This window comes from Haladaptatus sp. DYSN1, assembly GCF_029489995.1.
Lineage (GTDB): Archaea > Halobacteriota > Halobacteria > Halobacteriales > Halococcaceae > QDMS2.
The window spans coordinates 404,864-420,729 of the sequence record NZ_CP120472.1 but is presented as its reverse complement, the minus strand read 5'-3'; the positions used below and the strand labels follow the sequence as shown (position 1 = coordinate 420,729).

The following is a 15,866-nucleotide window of genomic DNA, read 5'->3' as shown; positions in this document are numbered from 1 at the left end:
CATTTTTGCCCGTTCCCATAGCTTTTCGTCCCCCCTCCACGGTAGCCCGTCACATGCACGTCGCAGAGATGCAGGTGATACCCGTCGCACATCGCGAGCCGCCGTTGCGAAACTCGTGGGGGGCGCACAGCGAACTCGCCGCCAGAACCATCGTCCGCCTCGTGACCGCAGACGGCACCGTCGGCGTCGCAGAAACCTACGCCGACGACCGCGTCATCGACGCACTCGAACGCGCTCGGTCGCTCGTCGAGGGGAGAAACGTCTACGAACTGCGCCCGCTCGAACTCAGGTTGCAGGACCCGATGGCCTACGGAGCCGTCGATACCGCCATCCACGACCTGCTCGGGAAAGCCGTCGGCGAACCGGTGTACAACCTGCTCGGCGGCAAGGTGCGAGACGAGGTGGAGTTCTCCGGCTACCTGTTCTACAAGTACGCCGATTCTGACCCCGACGGCGCGGCCATCGCCCCCGAGGAGGTCATGACGCCGGAAGCCATGGTCGGCGAGGCGCGACAGTTCGTGGACGCACACGGTTTTCGGGTCCTGAAGTTGAAAGGCGGCGTCCTGCCGCCGGACGAGGAACTGAAGACCCTCGAACTGCTCGCAGAAGAGTTCGGTTCGGACACCCCGCTCCGCATCGACCCGAACGGAACGTGGAGCGTCGAGACGGCCATCGACGTGGCGACGCGGCTGAGAGACTCCGACCTGAACATCGAGTTCTTAGAAGACCCGGTGGCGAACCTGCACGCCCACGCCCGGTTGAAGCGCCACGTCGATTATCCCGTCGCGACGAACATGTACGTCACCGAGTTCGACCACATCGCCCCGGCCGTCGAGATGGACGCGGTCGACGTCATCTTGAGCGACCACCACTACTGGGGCGGCCTCACCGGCAACACCCGCTTGGACGACGTCGCGCGGACGTTCAACCTCGGCGTCGGGATGCACTCGAACTCCCACCTCGGCGTGAGCATGGCGGCGATGGCTCACGTCGCCGCGGCCATGCCGACGGTTCGGTACGCCTGTGACACCCACTATCCGTGGATGGCAGACGATGTCATCGAGGAGCCAATCGAGTTCGAAGACGGCTGTATCGAACTCTCTGACGACCCTGGCCTCGGAGTGACTATCGACGAGGGGGAACTGGAGCGGATGCACGAACTGTACGAGGAATCCGACCCGCTCGCCTACTCCTCCGTGAGTTCGATGGCCGCCGAGTACGCGGACGGCATGGCCGACGTTGGCCGAGCGGATTGGCTGCCGAACAAGCCGCGCTGGTAGTCAGCGGCGTTTAGAAATCGGCCAGTACGTCAGCTACTGCCTCCCCGATGTCAGCTTTCGCGTCCGCGTCGAGTTCGACGAGCGGTGGCCGGACGGCCGCCGAGTCGAGCCAGCCGCGGGCTTCGAGCGCCGCCTTCGTTGCAGGGGCGAAGCCGTGGGTCACGCACTGCTGGAACAGCGGCCCGATGTGGTCGTTTCCGATGGTGCGTGCCCGTTCCGTATCGCCTGTTGCCACGGCATCGCGAGCCGCGACGAACGCCTCTGGAACGACGTTCGAGAGCGCGTTGATACCGCCCGCAGACCCCATGAGCAGTCCGGGGACGACGTGGCTGTCGAATCCCTGGAACAGCCGAAAGCCGCGGGGGGCGCGTTTGTGGGCGTTGAGGAAGTAGTTGAAGTCGCCGCTCGAATCTTTGAGGCCGTGGACGTTCTCGTGGGCTGCGACCGACGCGAGCGTTTCGAGGTCGATTTCCTGCCCGGTGCAGGCCGGAATGTTGTACAGGTAGACCGGGAGCGCGGCGTCGTCCGCCACCCCGGTGAGAAACGCCTCGTTGCCGGCCGGGTCGTTCGCCCCGTGGAAGTAGGGTAGCACGATGAGCGCCGCATCCGCGCCCGCCTCGGCAGCGGTGTCGATTCGCGACAGCGTGCCTGAAACGGTGGTGTGGGCGGTCCCCGCCATCACCGGGAGGTCGGTCGTTGCCTCGACCGTCGTTTCGAGAACGCGACGGTACTCTTCGTCCGTGAGACTTGCGAACTCGCCTGTCGTCCCCGTCGGAACGAGGCCGTCCATCCCTGCAGATTCGAGGTGGCCGATGAGGTCCGCGAGTGCGGCCTCGTCCACTCCGTTGTCGCCGTCGAACGGCGTGACCAGCGGGCACAGTACGCCTTCTATCGCTGTATTCGCACCTGACATGGCCCGATAAAGAGGGGGCAGGCAGTTAATTCTTCCCAGTGTCCCGAATCTTGCCCGCGGTGTCGGTGGCTGGCCACAGACACACCGGCAAGTGCTGCGCTATCACAGCACAATGTTTAATAGACGGTTCTGTGTTCTCCGTACCATGACGATACTGGCAGCGGTGGACGGTGACGTGACCGAAGACAACGTCGTAACCGTGGGTGCCGACATGGCCGACGCGTACGACGACGACCTGACCGTCATCAACGTCCTCTCGCAGGAAGACTTCGACGACCGGCAGGCAGACCGAGCCGATTCCGACATTGAGTACTTCGTGGACGACGGCATCGCGGACGCAGCGAAGGTCGCCGCGGAAGTCGTCGAAGGGACGGTCGAAAAACCGGGTCGAATCGACGCGAAAGGGCGCGTCGGTGACGTGACGGAAGAACTGCTCGACGAAGCGGCTCGCCAGGACGCCCGCTACCTCGTCATCGGCGGGCGAAAGCGCACGCCGGTCGGGAAAGCACTGTTCGGAAGCACCACCCAATCCATTCTGCTGAGCGCCGAGTTGCCCGTGGTCGTCGTGATGAGCGACCCGTAGGGTCACTCGGCGACGAACTGTTCGAAGGCGTGGCCCACTTGCAGGACCTGCTGGTCTGCGTTTTTCGCACCGATGAACTGGATGCCGACGGGCATGCCGTCCGCGGTGCCACCGGAGACCGAAATCGCGGGAATCCCGGCCAGGTCGGCGGGGCGCGTGTTCACCGCGAGAGGCACGTCGAGTGCGTTCTCGTCGTCACCGTCGCTAAGCGGTTGCCACGCCCCAATTTCCGGCGCGACGACGGGCATAGTGGGCGAGACGAGGGCGTCTACGTCCGCGAGCGCCGCGTCGAATTCCTGGCGAATCCGGTCGCGAACGGTCTGGGCCCGGACGTAGTGGCGGCCGCCGTAGGTGTGGAGCAGGTGTGCCCCCTTGACGAGGTTCCGCCGGAGCACCGCCCCGAACTGGTTTTCGTTGGCTCGCACACCCGCGATAACGGCGTCGTACCAGTCCACGTCGAAGGGGCCGCGTCGTTCGACCGGCGTGACCGTCTGCCCGAACGCCGCCGCGAGTTCAGTGTTCGTAATCGTATTCCAGGCAGGGACGCCGTCAGCGAGCGACGGGATGGACACCTCGACGAAGTTCGCACCCGCTTCGTCGAGTTCGTCCAGTCGCGTCTCGAACACCTCGCGAACGCCTGGCGAGACGTGGTCTGCGACCAGTTGCTCGGGGACGCCGAGAGTGAGGTCGCCAACGTCGGGACTGGTGGCGAGTGAATCTGCAGTCTCGCCGACGCCGATTCGACCGGCGAGGGCGGAACTCGGGTCGCGGACGTCGTAGCCGGCGATGGCGTCGAACACGCGCGCCGCGACTTCGACGTTGCGGGCGAGTGGGCCGATGTGGTCAAGGGTGTAGGCGAGGTCGACGAATCCAGTTCGGGGGACGGCCCCCCACGTCGGTTTGAAGCCGACGACGCCACAGAAAGCGGCCGGGATACGAACGCTCCCGCCCGTGTCGCTGCCGAGGGCGGCGTCTGCATCACCGGCGGCCACCACCGCGCCGCTGCCCGAGGACGACCCGCCTGCGACGCGAGTTTCGTCGTGAGGGTTCGAGACGGGGCCAAAGCCGCTCGTCTCACTCGTCGGGCCGTAGGCCATCTCGTCCATGTTCGTCTTCCCAGTGAGTGTGGCTCCAGCCGCGAGGAGTCTATCGACCACGGCGGCGTTCTCGCTCGGGACGGCCGCGGAGAGCGCGCGCGACCCGCAGGTCATCGGCACGCCCGCCACCGCCATGTTGTCCTTGACCGCGACTCGAAGGTCTGCGAGGTCGGTGTCCCCGTCCGCGTCCGTCGCCTCGAACGTCGTGACGTAGGCGTTGTGCGGGTCACGCTCCGGGCCAGGGTGGCGGACAACCGACGAGAGGTCGAACGTCGGGCGTGTCGAGGCCTGCGTCGCCGCTTCGAGCGTCTCTGCGTCGGCGTTCGCGTCGGCCACCGCGTCCTCGTATTTTCGGCGCTCCCGGTCGGACAGTGAGAGGCCGACGTGCGCGCCGAGGTCGCCGATTCGCTCCGAGGCGACGCGTCTGAATCGGTCGTTCACGCCGTCCCACCCGTGTGTCGATTCCCGACCGCAGTCGTGTGTTGCCGTGCCATACCACCTTCTCTCGATGGTCGCGCAAAAAGCTTCGCCCGCCGTCGCACAAATTCCCGGGTCGTGAACACTTATTAGCACACGGGACACACGTTGAGGCCATGAGCCTCGAAGAATCAGAGCGCAGCAAACGGCCGGACCTCCCCAGCAACGACGTGACGGAGGGACCGGAGCGAGCACCCCATCGGTCGATGTTCCGGGCGATGGGGTTCGACGACGAGGACCTCGCCTCGCCGATGATCGGCGTCCCGAATCCGGCGGCGGACGTCACCCCGTGTAACGTGCATCTGGACGACGTGGCCGCCGCCGCCATCGAGGGCGTCGACGAAGCAGGTGGCATGCCAATCGAGTTCGGCACCATCACCATCTCGGATGCGATTTCCATGGGCACAGAAGGAATGAAGGCGTCGCTCATCTCGCGGGAGGTCATCGCCGACAGCGTCGAACTCGTCGCCTTCGGCGAACGACTCGACGCGCTGGTCACGGTGGCTGGCTGTGACAAAAATCTCCCGGGGATGATGATGGCGGCCGTCCGCACGGACCTGCCGAGCGTCTTCCTCTACGGCGGTTCGATTATGCCCGGCCAGCACAACGGCCGCGACGTGACCATCCAGAACGTCTTCGAGGGCGTCGGCGCGTATGCCGAAGGTGAGATTAGCGAGGACGAACTCGACGACCTGGAGCGAAACGCCTGTCCCGGCGCGGGGTCCTGCGGGGGAATGTTCACGGCGAACACGATGGCTTCCGTCAGTGAAGCCATCGGCCTCGCCCCCCTCGGATCTGCGGGTCCACCGGCGGAGGACGACGACCGTTACGAGGTCGCGGCAGAAGCGGGGGAAATCGTCCTCGACTGTGTGGCAAACGACCGCCGCCCCTCCGACATCCTCACCCGGGAATCCTTCGAGAACGCCATCGCCGTGCAAGTCGCACTTGGCGGTTCGACGAATGGGGTGCTCCACCTGCTGGCGATGGCCGCCGAAGCAGGAATCGACCTCTCCATCGACGACTTCGACGAAATCTCCCGGCGTACGCCGAAAATCGCCGACCTCCAGCCGGGTGGGTCGCGGGTGATGAACGACCTCCACGAGATTGGGGGCGTCCCGGTGGTCATCCGTCGCCTGCTGGGAGCCGGTCTCATCCACGGCGACGCGCTCACGGTGACGGGTCGAACCATCGCAGAAGAGCTCGACCAGCTCGACTTACCCGCAGACGAGGACATCGAAGCCGACTTCCTCTACACCGTCGAGGAGCCAAAACACGACGAAGGCGCGATTAAAATCCTGAAGGGGAATCTCGCACCCGACGGCGCGGTGTTGAAGGTCACTGGCGACGACAAGTTCCACCACGAGGGCCCTGCCCGGGTGTTCGAGGATGAGGAAAAGGCGATGGCCTACGTCCAGGAAGGACACATCGAATCGGGCGACGTCCTGGTCATTCGGAACGAAGGACCACAGGGCGGGCCCGGAATGCGTGAGATGCTCGGCGTCACCGCAGCCGTCGTCGGCGCGGGCCACGAAGACGACGTCGCCCTCCTCACCGACGGGCGGTTCTCCGGCGCGACGCGCGGCCCCATGATTGGTCACGTCGCTCCAGAAGCGGCGGTCGGTGGCCCAATTGCGGCCATCAGGGAGGACGACATGGTCACGGTGGACATCCCAGACCGCACCCTCGAAATGGACGTCTCGGACGCGGAACTCGCTGAGCGATTGGACGACTGGGAGGCCCCCGAGCCGAATTACAGCGCGGGCGTCCTCGCCAAATACGGGCAGACCTTCGGGTCTGCGGCAAGCGGCGCAGTCACGAATCCGGGCGCGAAACGCGACTAACTGCTCTCACGATTTTCAGTCCTCGACCATCGGCGGGTTCGAGACGCTCAGCACGTCACCGGCAGCGAGAATCGTCTCCGTTTGGACGTGTGTTCCTTCCCGCATCAGCACGAGTTCTGTATCGCGCTGGTCGGAGAAATCGGCGTGAGTCGCCGCGAGTTCGTCGAGGGCGTCTTCGACCGTGGCTTCGGCGGGCACGTCCACGGAGACTACCTTCTGGCCGGTCGCCGCTCGGACACTGCCGTAGCACTTTACGTTTACCTTCACAGCGAGGCCTATGAAGGGAATGAGCAAGGGCGTTTCGACGCAGGAACCAAGTCATCCGACGTCGAAGGCAGGCTATGAACATCGAGGTAAATCTGTTCGGTCCCTTCCGCGAGGCGGTCGGTGAGAAGACCGTTCGCCGCGAGCTGCCCGACGGAGCGACCGTCGCAGACCTCTTCGCCGAACTCGCAGACGCCCATCCCGACCTGGAGGGACGAGTGCTCACCACCGAGGGTGACCTCTCGGGAGCGGTCACGGTGACAAAAAACGGGAAGCCGGTGTCGCTGTTCGACGGCCCGGCGACCGAACTCACAGACGGCGACGTGATTCGAGCCGCGCCGCCGGTCCACGGCGGTTAGTCGGCGTTCGAGTAGGCCGCGACCGTCTCGTCGGGAACGGTGCCGTCGTCGTTCCAGCCGCGCAGTTCGTAGTACTCAGTCAGTGCGTCTTCGATGCCCGGCAGGTCGTAGGGGAGGCTGTCGTCGGCGCGGTCCATCCCACGCTTGTTGTTGAAGTGGCGTTCGAGTTCGACCACGCGTGACCCGACAGCGAGCAGGTCCTCGTAGTCACAGCCGAACAGTACTTCGTGTTGCTCGGGGTTGATGAGTTCCGTGCCGCCCGCGAACGCACAGACGATACCGCTGTCGCGGAACGCAGCGTGGTCCTCGCGCTCCCGGACGATTTCGGCTTTCCCGTCTAAGCCCTCCGGGTCGATTTGACCGGAGTATTCGAGCCGGAGCATCGTCGAGTACATGTGGTCGCCGCCGCGGTTGGCGACCGCGTAGGAGAGGCCCTGTCCGTGAAGGACGCGGCCGTCGTGGGCGGCGAACTCCATGTCCTTTACCGTGTAGTTTCTGACCCCGAGGTCGTCTGCGAACCGCGAGATTCCCTCTGCGAGAGTGTCGCCGATGCCCTCTCTGTGAGCGATTTTCTCGACGAGTTCGTGGACGAGGTCCGCGTTACCGAACTCGTCTTCGGCCTTGAGGTAGGCGGCGACGGCGTTGCCGGCGCTGATGGTGTCGAGCCCGTAGATGTCACAGAGTTCGTTCGACTTCATCACGTCCACGATGTCGTCGACCATGAGGTTCGACCCGAACGAGAACACCGTCTCGAACTCGGGGCCTTCGGTTTCGACGCCGCGCGCTTCGTCGCGGGTGGGGAGCTTGCACGCGAAGGCACAGACCGAACAGGCCGCCTTCTTGTACTTCTTTTCCTCCACAGCATCGCCGCCGATTTTGTCCGCGTGCTCGAAGTGGTACTCCTCGAAGTACTTCGTCGGGAGCGAGAAGTTGTCGTTGATGAACTCCGTCCCTTGGGTCGTCCCCTGCCGGCGCATCATGTCGTCCGACGTGGCCGCATTCTGGTGGACGGTGGACTGGACCTCCTCGTCCATCTCGATTTCTGGCGGCGAGTCGCCCGCGAAGGTCACGCATTTGACGTTCTTCGCACCCATCACCGCCCCGAGTCCACCCCGCCCGAAGGCGCGACTGTCGTAGGTCATCACGCAGGCGTAGCGGACCAGATTTTCACCGGCAGGCCCGATGGTAATCAGGTTCTCCGCTTCGAGGCCGTGGTGCTCGTTCATGTATTCGGTGACCGCCGGAACCTCCGCCCCTTCGAGTTCGGGCACTTCTTCGAAGGAGACCCCGTCGTCGGTGACGTGGACGGCGAGCAGTTCGTCGCTCTCCCCGGCCAGTTCGAGAACGCTGATTCCCGTCCCGGTGAAGTTCCGCGACAGGTATCCCCCGGCGTTCGTCGAGAGCAGGCCGTCCGTGAGCGGCGAGAGGCCCGTCATGTTCATCCGCCCGGTGAAGCTCATGTTCGACATCTGGAGTGGCCCCGTGGACAGATACACCCGATTCTCCGGGCCGAACGGGTCCGCGTCGAACGGAATGCGGTCGTGGGCGAGTTTCGTCGCCACGCCGCGGCCCCCGATGAACGTTCCCAATTCGTCGTCGATGTTCGTCTCGGTCGCTTCTCGCGCCCCCACGTCCACTGTCAGTAGTGGACCGACTGCGTGCATCATGTGGTTTGTCACACAGTGGCAAGAGCAATAAACCCCTGCGCTTTTCGAGTGACTGGTTCCGACCACCCACATAAATCCCTGCATTCCGCCCACCAATCCAAACCAGAAAAACTATACAAACTATCAAAAATTACGTGCGATAGAGAGGAGGTTAAGATTGGACATGGTAAACTCATCAATTCTACAGCCATATTATTGTCACCTTCATTCTATTTATGCTAGTAGAAGTTGATTGAGTCTTTAGTTGAGAATATGCAATAATTATCGTAAATTCAGAACTATATCCGCGTATTCTAGTATTTAGTAATAATTACATGATATGCTGACAGATATTAATTCCGGGCCAAAGAAAGAATTGGCTCGGTTTATGTTTTTGACTGGAATTGTACGTTTTTATTGTAAAATTAAAATATATTCGGCGCACGTGACTCGGGACGATTTCTCAAACCGCAACACGGCCGAAAATCGACCGGCGATTAAATCGTGGTGAGTCGCTGGTACTCGTCCGAGAGTGCGGCGGCGTCTTCGGGGAGCAACGCGACCACGAGGTACGAGGAGTAATCGGCGAGGTATTCGAGGAGCGTCGCGATGCGCTCTGAGTCGATGGCTTCGAGCGAGTCGAGCAGCATGAACGGGACCGATTCGTGGACGTCGTGGGCGAGGTAGCCGGCGAGGGCGAACACGAGGCCCGTCACCTCGCGCTCACTCTCGCTCAGGTGTTCGACCGTGTCCTCGTAGGTCGCCCCGGACGCCGTCGACCGGATGACGTGCAGTTCGAAGATGCTCTTGCTGACCTTGCGGCGGCCCTCACGGACCTCGCGTTCGACCCGTTCGAGCCAGATGCGCTCGATGTTCGCGTAATCGAGGAGTTCGAGCACGGTGTCCATGTGCTCGTTGAAGCCTTCGATGGCCTCGTCCTCGATGCGCTCGATTTTCGTCCGGAGTTCCTCGATTTCCGCCTGTACCTCGTCGCGTTCGGCCTCGACGGCGTCGCGCTCGGCGATACGGGATTCGAGGGACTCGATTTCGTCCTCGACGCGTTCGAGGTCGTTTTCGAGTTTACCGAGTTCGTATTCGAGTTGGTTAGCCGCCTTGTGAACGTCGAGAATCTCGCTGTAGGAGTCGTCCTCCAGGTCCTCGACTTCTGCTTCGATGGCTTCGATCTCCTCCGTGAGTTCGGTACGGCGGTCACGGAGCGTCTCGATGTTCTCTTCGCGTGCCTCGATTTCGGATTCGATGTCGGCGAGGCGGCGTTCGACCTGTTCGCGCTGTTGCTGTTTCTTCTCTAAGTCACGGCGTTCGGTCTTCAGTTCGTCCAAGTCGTCTTGAATCTCGTTTACCGACGAAATCTTCTCGCGATTGATCTCTTTGAGCTGGTCGACCGTGGTCTGAATCTGGTCGGTTTCGACCGTGCTCCCGCACGTCCAGCACGTCGTCGCGTCGTCTTCGAGCAGTTTGTCCGTCACCGACCCGGACTCGTCTGCACGCTTCGCCGAGAGCACCTGGAGCACCTCGCGGTTCGACCCTTCGAGCATCTCCTCGTTGAAGCGGATAGTGCTCTGGAGCTTGTTGATTTCAGTCTCGATGGTCTGCTTTCTCGAACGGAGGCGCTCGACTTCCGACTCGATTTCCTTGATTTCGCCGACCGGTGCCTCGGGAAGGTCCGCGTCTTCTGCTTCGAGTTCGTTCTGCTCGCCCGTGAGCGCGTCCAGACTCTCCTGTTCGGTTTCGAGGTCGTAGCGAACGTCGTCGAGCGCCGACCGCTTCGACCGGAGGTCAGAAAGCCGGTCTTCGAGTTCGGCTTTCTCGTCGCGGGACTCCTCTACGTCCGCGTCGATAGCCTCCAGTTCTTCTTCCTTCGCTTCGAGTTCGACTTTCTTCTCCTCGATTTGGTCCTGGAGGTTGCCCCGCTCGGTTTCGAGTTTCGGCAGGTTCCCCTTCAGCGAGTCGATTTCGTCGAGTTCGCTTTCGAGGGATTTGCGCTCCGCGACCAGCCGGTCGATTTCGGCCTGAATCTCGTCGGTATCGACCGGACGCATGATGAGTTCGCGCAGGTCCTCGCTCAGCGCGACGGCCCGCCGTGCCTCATTCGATTCGAGGAGGAACGCGAACAGGTCTGCGAGCATCGAATCGTCCAGAAGCGGGTCGCCGTCCCCGCTCACGACGCCATTGTGTCGCGACAGCGACCGTGTGTACGTCTCATCGCCGAGTGTCAACTCGACGTAGGCTTCGTCTGCGTCGCCTTTGACGGAGACGTTGTCACTCCCACAGACGGCCATAATCGCCTGCAGAAACGACGTTCGGTTGGTCGCGTTACGACCCGCAAGAATGGTAACACCGGGTGAAAACGCAAGGTCGGTCTCTTCGATTCCGCCCACGTTCTCGACGTGGATACGGGCACCTTCCTCGACTGGTTGTTCTATGCTCATTCTTAAGGTTAATTGAAAGCGAGTGGCCTTAAGTGTTCAGGGTGTCTCGAACCCACCGCAGGGAGCGGAATCGGGGTAATAGAATTCCCTCAGGGGGAGGGAGAACAGTCACAGCCACCACGACCGAGGAGTTCTCCGAGTTCGAACTGGCCGCCACAATCTTCACAGAAAACCCGAACGCTCACCATGACGCGAAACTCTCCGAGCGTGAGGTCTTCACTGGTTGCGAGTTGGGAGAGTTTGCTCTGGGTGACCGTCTCGGTCCGCCCGCGAAGCTTCTGGAGGCTCTGATTGGTCCGTTCGAGACGGTTTTCGTCGTCCGATTCGTACTCGACGCCGCGATACTTCGTTAAAAAGGTCCGAATCGCCTGATACGAGACGAAGTCCCGCTCTAACTGGTCCACGTCCACGCCATCGCGCTGTAGCCTGCGTCTGAGCCTGAGTCGGTCGCCCGAACTCGCCTCTTCGTCGGTCAACAGTCGATAGGCCGTCTCCACGTCGCCTTCGAGAGTCTGCATCCCGGCCTCCGTCATCGCGGATTCGAGCATCGCGGTGTTGAAGTACGTCGCGAGTTCGCGGAGGCTTCGCTGTTGGGTGCCGCCCGTGCCGTTCCACGACCGCTCCAGTTCGCCCGCTAGGTGGGTCAAGTCGTACGTTTCGAGTTGCCGTTCTACTTTGCTCCGTCGTCCGGACGAACGCCCTGTCGTTCCGTCGTTTTCGTCGGCCATCGGTTGTGGGTACGTTGGATGCTGACCAACTTCACTGTTTCCATCACAGTAGTACAGCTGTTATGAGTAAGGGGTGGGAATTCGATCGAATTCGACTGCCATCGTTCAGTTCCATGGTGTAGCCCAGGTTTGGTCCGAACGCGGAAGTGTTCGGGAGGGTGGAACACGGTTCGTGATAGCACGAGTGGTGCAGCGTCGAGAACGGTCGAAATTTGTGGGGGCAGACTCACCGAGGATACGCCAGATTCAGTTCGATTTCGTTGGCGAGTCCCAGCATGAAGTCGGGGATCTCCTGTTCGAAGTACTGGCCCTTGAAGCGGTGGGAAGGGCCGGAGACGCTCATCGCCCCGAGGACGCCGTCGTTGGGGTCCCGAACGGGGACGCCGACCGCGTTGAGGCGCTCTAAGTTCTCCTCGCGGTTGAACGCGTAGCCTTGCGAGCGGATCTGCTTCAACTCGGCGAACAGTTCGTCCTCGTCGATAATCGTATAGGGAGTGACGGCAGGCAACCCCCAGGTGTCGATGATTTCGTGGATGCGCTCGGGGGGCATGTGGGCAAGAATCGCCTTGCCCGCGGCAGTCGAGTGGAGATAGATGCGTTTGCCGACGCCGGAGTCGGTCCGCACGGCGTGGCGACCGGTCTCGCGAAACAGGTAGACGCCGCGCCCGTTCTCCTCGACGATGAACTGGGCGCGCTCCTCGAAGTGCGTCGCGAGGTTCTCCGTGTGGCGCTGGAACAACTGGTATTTCGGGTGGTTGTCGCGAATCTCCTCGCCCAGTTCGAGGAACCGCCAGCTGAGTCGATACTTGTCACCCTCTCTGACGACGTAATCGAGATGGCACATCGTCTTGAGGTGGTTGTGCACCGTGCTCTTTGCGAGGCCCAATGTAGTGGCGATGTCCGTAACTCCCGTCTGCTGGGTGTCTGCGAGGAGTTCCATGATGGCGAACGCCGTTTCGACCGATTTGATGGTTCCCGTCCCTGTTGGCGTTTCCGACATGTCCATGTAATCACTTACCACAGTGGGACAAAAGTGTTCCGTCTGGAAAACCCCCGATTCGTGGGCTACAGCACTCATATCTGTCATCTAGCCGTTCGTGAGGTGCGAACACGTGCCACGTACAGGGGAAGTTCAAGCATGTCCGAATGTGTTACCCAGTGACGCGCGTTTTCGGGACTATTTCCGATATTCCAGATTATTTGCGGACAGGGTCCGATAATTTCGCTGGATAACAGACGGATATTCAGTTGTCTCGTGTTCCACGCTGCCGAACGCGGCAATCTATGCGTCGTCTTGCGGCTCGACAGACCTGTCGGTTCGGCGAGGCGAATGGCCAAGACCAGCCCGTCAGTAGGAACGGGGAAGGTTGAGCACTTTCGTCCCTACGTAGTTGAGCACGAGTTCCTGCGTAATCGGGACGAGGCGCGTAAGTCTTGCCTCGCGGAAGTAACGTTCGACGTGGTACTCCCGAGCGATACCGAACCCGCCGTGGCACTGCACCGCCGCGTCCGCGGCCTCGAACGCGGCATCCGCCGCGAGGAACTTCGCCATGTTCGCCTGTGCACCCACGTCACGGCTCGAATTGCCGTCGACGTCCGCCGCCGCGCTGTAGGTCATCTGTTTCGCCGCCTGCACCCGGGCGTACGCCTCGGCCAGCGGGTGCTGGATGGCCTGATTCGAGCCGATTGGCCGGTCGAACACGACCCGGTCGCGGGCGTACCGCACGCCACGGTCGAGCGCCAGTTCGCCGAGGCCGATGCACTCGGCGGCGATGACCAGTCGCTCCTCGTTCAGCCCGTCGAGCAGGTGGTAGAAGCCCTTACCCTCCTCACCGATGCGGTTGGCCGTCGGCACGCGCAAGCCCTCGAACCAGAGTTCGAAGGCGTGGACGGCGTTGCTCGCAGACTTCGGAATCGGCTTCATTTCGAGTTGGCCGTTCGCCTTCGCTTCCTCGATATCGACGAGGATGAGAGAGATGCCACGCGTCCGTTTCTCGACCTCCGACTTCGGCGTCGTTCGCGCGACGACGAGGAGATAATCGCTCGCGTCCACCCGCGAAATCCAGATTTTCTGGCCGTCGATGACGTACTCGTCACCGTCTCTGGTCGCTGTCGTCTCGATAGACGTCGAGTCTGACCCGGCGTTCGGTTCGGTCAGCCCCAGCGACTGAATCGCCTTTCGGCCGTCTGCCACCTTCGGGAGCAGGTCGGCTTTCAACTCGTCGCTGCCGTACTTGACGATGGGGACGCTGTTGTAGATACCACCGTGAATAGCCTGCGCCGCGGCGAAGCCCCCGCCGCTCGCGGCGATTTCTTCCATCATCACGACCGTTTCTCTCGTCCCCATGCCCGCGCCGCCGTACTCCTCGGGAATGAGGATACCGAACCAGCCACCCGCCGCGAGTTCGTCGACGAACGCCTGCGGGTACTCGTTGTTCTCGTCTTTCTCCTGCCAGTACTCGTCGTCGAACTCGCTACAGATGTCCCGAATACTGTCACGCACCAGTCGCTGTTGTTCCGATAGCGCTACCGTATCGGTCGGTATCTCGACCATCGCCTTCTGCTTCGCGGCCGCATCAATAAAGCTATGCGACGAGTCGGGATAGTTGGCTCGAGGCAAACGCTTAACACCTATTCACACCGAGTGTAGGTGTCAGCCGCACGATCTGGTGTCAGAGAGCGGAGACACTCGTTCGACTGGCAACACCGAGAGACCGAGCTATGGACCTACCCCCAACTCGAACGAGCGGTGCATTGCCCATCGGCTCGCCAGCGACGGCAGCCGAACGTATCAGCGACGATGCCACGCTCGTCTTGAGCGGGTTCGGCCGAGCCGGCTATCCGAAGGCCGTCCCACTGGCGCTCGCAGAGAGCGACCGGGACCTGTCGCTCACCATCGTCTCCGGCGGCAGCGTCGGCGACGAAGTCGATACCGCGCTGGTCGAAGCCGGCGCAATCGCGCGTCGGTTCCCCTATCAGGCAACCGCGAGTGCGCGGGCGGCGGTCAACGACGCGACCATCGCGTTCCACGACCGCCACATTTCTCGACTCGGCGACGAGGTGGCGCTCGGCCACTACGGCGACCCGGACGTTGCCATCGTGGAGGCAGTCGCCGTGGGCGAAGACTGGCTCATTCCGACGACGTCCGTGGGTCACACGCCGTCGTACGTCCAGAGCGCGGAGAAGCTCATCGTCGAGGTGAACCACGCACAACCGCTCGCGCTCGCGGCACTACACGACGTGTACCAGCGGGCGTTGCCACCACGGCGCGAACCAATTCCCTTGCGCGGGCCCGGCGACCGAATCGGGTCTGCGAAGGTATCGTTCGCGCCAGAGAAACTGGAACTGGTGGTGGAAACAGATCGGCCTGACAAACCCTACGAGTTTCGCGAACCGAACGGCGCAGATCGGCAGATAGCCGCCAACCTCGCCGGGTTCCTGGCTTCGGAATTTGCCGAGAGTCCGCTGTACGAGGAGGCGGTCAATCTCCAGTTCGGCGTCGGCAGTCTCGGGAACGCGCTCATGGCGTCGTTCGAGGCATTCGACTTCGGCGACCGCGCCGTCGCCTACTACGGCGAGGTCATCCAGGACGGACTGCTCGACCTCATCGACGCCGGCACCCTCGACTCGGCGAGCGCCGCGTCGCTCGCGCTGTCCGCCGCGGGCCAGCAACGATTGTTCGAGGACATCGACCGGTACGCGGAGTCCGTCGTCGTGCGAAACGCGGACATCTCGAACAGTCCGGCGCTCATCGACCAGTTGGGCGTCATCGGCGTGAACAGCGCACTCGAGGTCGACATCTTCGGAAACGCGAACTCGACGCACATCGGAGGCACCCACATCGTCAACGGCATCGGCGGGAGTGGCGATTTCAGCCGCACGAGCACGCTGGCTGTCATCGCCCTCTCGTCGACCGCGAAGGACGGCGAAATTTCGCGAATCGTCCCGTTCGTCCCGCACGTAGACCACACCGAACACGACATCTGCGTCGTGGTGACCGAACAGGGCGTCGCCGACCTTCGCGGCCTCTCTCCCAGAGAACGGGCGACAGCACTCATCGAGAACTGCGCCCACCCACGGTACGAAGAGGCACTCACTACCTACTTGCGGCGGGCCGAATCGAGCGGCGGGCACATCCCGCTCGATACGGCTGCCGCATTCGACTGGACCGACTGAGCGAGTCTGTCACGATGCAAATCTTCCTATAGGGCGAGGGCGTGTGTTGGAG

The 15,866-nt window shown here is 62.4% G+C and carries 13 protein-coding genes; 5 read left to right on the top strand and 8 right to left on the bottom strand.

Annotated elements, in window-relative coordinates:
• The first annotated feature begins 53 nt into the window (after positions 1 to 53).
• Entirely contained in the window at positions 54 to 1,280 is a 1,227-nt protein-coding gene (locus P0648_RS19565) for an enolase C-terminal domain-like protein (protein ID WP_276248869.1), read from the top strand.
• 10 nt (positions 1,281 to 1,290) lie between these two features.
• Here the strand turns inward: P0648_RS19565 and P0648_RS19560 are convergent, their stop codons facing one another.
• Entirely contained in the window at positions 1,291 to 2,193 is a 903-nt protein-coding gene (locus P0648_RS19560; protein WP_277506124.1) for a dihydrodipicolinate synthase family protein, read from the bottom strand.
• 145 nt (positions 2,194 to 2,338) lie between these two features.
• Between P0648_RS19560 and P0648_RS19555 the strand changes: the two genes are divergently transcribed.
• Positions 2,339 to 2,776, top strand: a complete 438-nt coding sequence (locus P0648_RS19555; protein WP_276248867.1) for a universal stress protein — start codon at positions 2,339 to 2,341, stop codon at positions 2,774 to 2,776.
• Between the two features lie 2 nt (positions 2,777 to 2,778).
• Here P0648_RS19555 and P0648_RS19550 read toward each other — a convergent pair whose 3' ends face one another.
• On the bottom strand, positions 2,779 to 4,314 hold the full coding sequence (locus P0648_RS19550) for an amidase (protein WP_277506123.1): 1,536 nt from the start codon (positions 4,312 to 4,314) through the stop codon (positions 2,779 to 2,781).
• Between the two features lie 152 nt (positions 4,315 to 4,466).
• On the opposite strand from P0648_RS19550, the gene ilvD reads away from it, so the two are divergent.
• Positions 4,467 to 6,191: a dihydroxy-acid dehydratase gene (ilvD, locus tag P0648_RS19545; protein ID WP_276248865.1), complete on the top strand. Its 1,725-nt coding sequence runs from the start codon at positions 4,467 to 4,469 to the stop codon at positions 6,189 to 6,191.
• Positions 6,192 to 6,206: 15 nt separating this feature from the next.
• Here ilvD and P0648_RS19540 read toward each other — a convergent pair whose 3' ends face one another.
• Entirely contained in the window at positions 6,207 to 6,458 is a 252-nt protein-coding gene (locus tag P0648_RS19540; RefSeq protein WP_277506122.1) for a MoaD/ThiS family protein, read from the bottom strand.
• A 74-nt stretch (positions 6,459 to 6,532) separates the two neighbouring features.
• Between P0648_RS19540 and P0648_RS19535 the strand changes: the two genes are divergently transcribed.
• A complete protein-coding gene (locus P0648_RS19535) occupies positions 6,533 to 6,814 on the top strand; it encodes a ubiquitin-like small modifier protein 1 (protein ID WP_277506120.1) in 282 nt (93 codons plus the stop codon).
• Here the strand turns inward: P0648_RS19535 and P0648_RS19530 are convergent.
• The 5 genes from P0648_RS19530 to P0648_RS19510 form a co-directional block, all read right to left on the bottom strand.
• Positions 6,811 to 8,481, bottom strand: coding sequence for an aldehyde ferredoxin oxidoreductase family protein (locus P0648_RS19530; RefSeq protein WP_277506118.1), 1,671 nt, complete (start codon positions 8,479 to 8,481; stop codon positions 6,811 to 6,813). The two genes, P0648_RS19535 and P0648_RS19530, sit on opposite strands and share 4 nt — an antisense overlap.
• Positions 8,482 to 8,957: 476 nt before the next feature.
• The gene (locus tag P0648_RS19525; protein ID WP_277506117.1) at positions 8,958 to 10,910 is read right to left on the bottom strand and encodes an archaea-specific SMC-related protein; all 1,953 of its coding nucleotides are present in this window, start codon (positions 10,908 to 10,910) and stop codon (positions 8,958 to 8,960) included.
• Positions 10,911 to 10,999: 89 nt separating this feature from the next.
• Positions 11,000 to 11,638, bottom strand: a complete 639-nt coding sequence (gene rdfA / locus P0648_RS19520; protein ID WP_277506116.1) for a rod-determining factor RdfA — start codon at positions 11,636 to 11,638, stop codon at positions 11,000 to 11,002.
• Between the two features lie 226 nt (positions 11,639 to 11,864).
• Positions 11,865 to 12,644 (bottom strand): IclR family transcriptional regulator, encoded by a 780-nt coding sequence (locus P0648_RS19515; protein WP_276248859.1) that lies wholly within the window; start codon positions 12,642 to 12,644, stop codon positions 11,865 to 11,867.
• A 342-nt stretch (positions 12,645 to 12,986) separates the two neighbouring features.
• A complete protein-coding gene (locus P0648_RS19510; protein WP_276248858.1) occupies positions 12,987 to 14,192 on the bottom strand; it encodes an acyl-CoA dehydrogenase family protein in 1,206 nt (401 codons plus the stop codon).
• 167 nt (positions 14,193 to 14,359) lie between these two features.
• On the opposite strand from P0648_RS19510, the gene P0648_RS19505 reads away from it, so the two are divergent.
• The gene (locus P0648_RS19505) at positions 14,360 to 15,814 is read left to right on the top strand and encodes an acetyl-CoA hydrolase/transferase C-terminal domain-containing protein (protein ID WP_276248857.1); all 1,455 of its coding nucleotides are present in this window, start codon (positions 14,360 to 14,362) and stop codon (positions 15,812 to 15,814) included.
• The last annotated feature ends 52 nt before the right edge of the window (positions 15,815 to 15,866 follow it).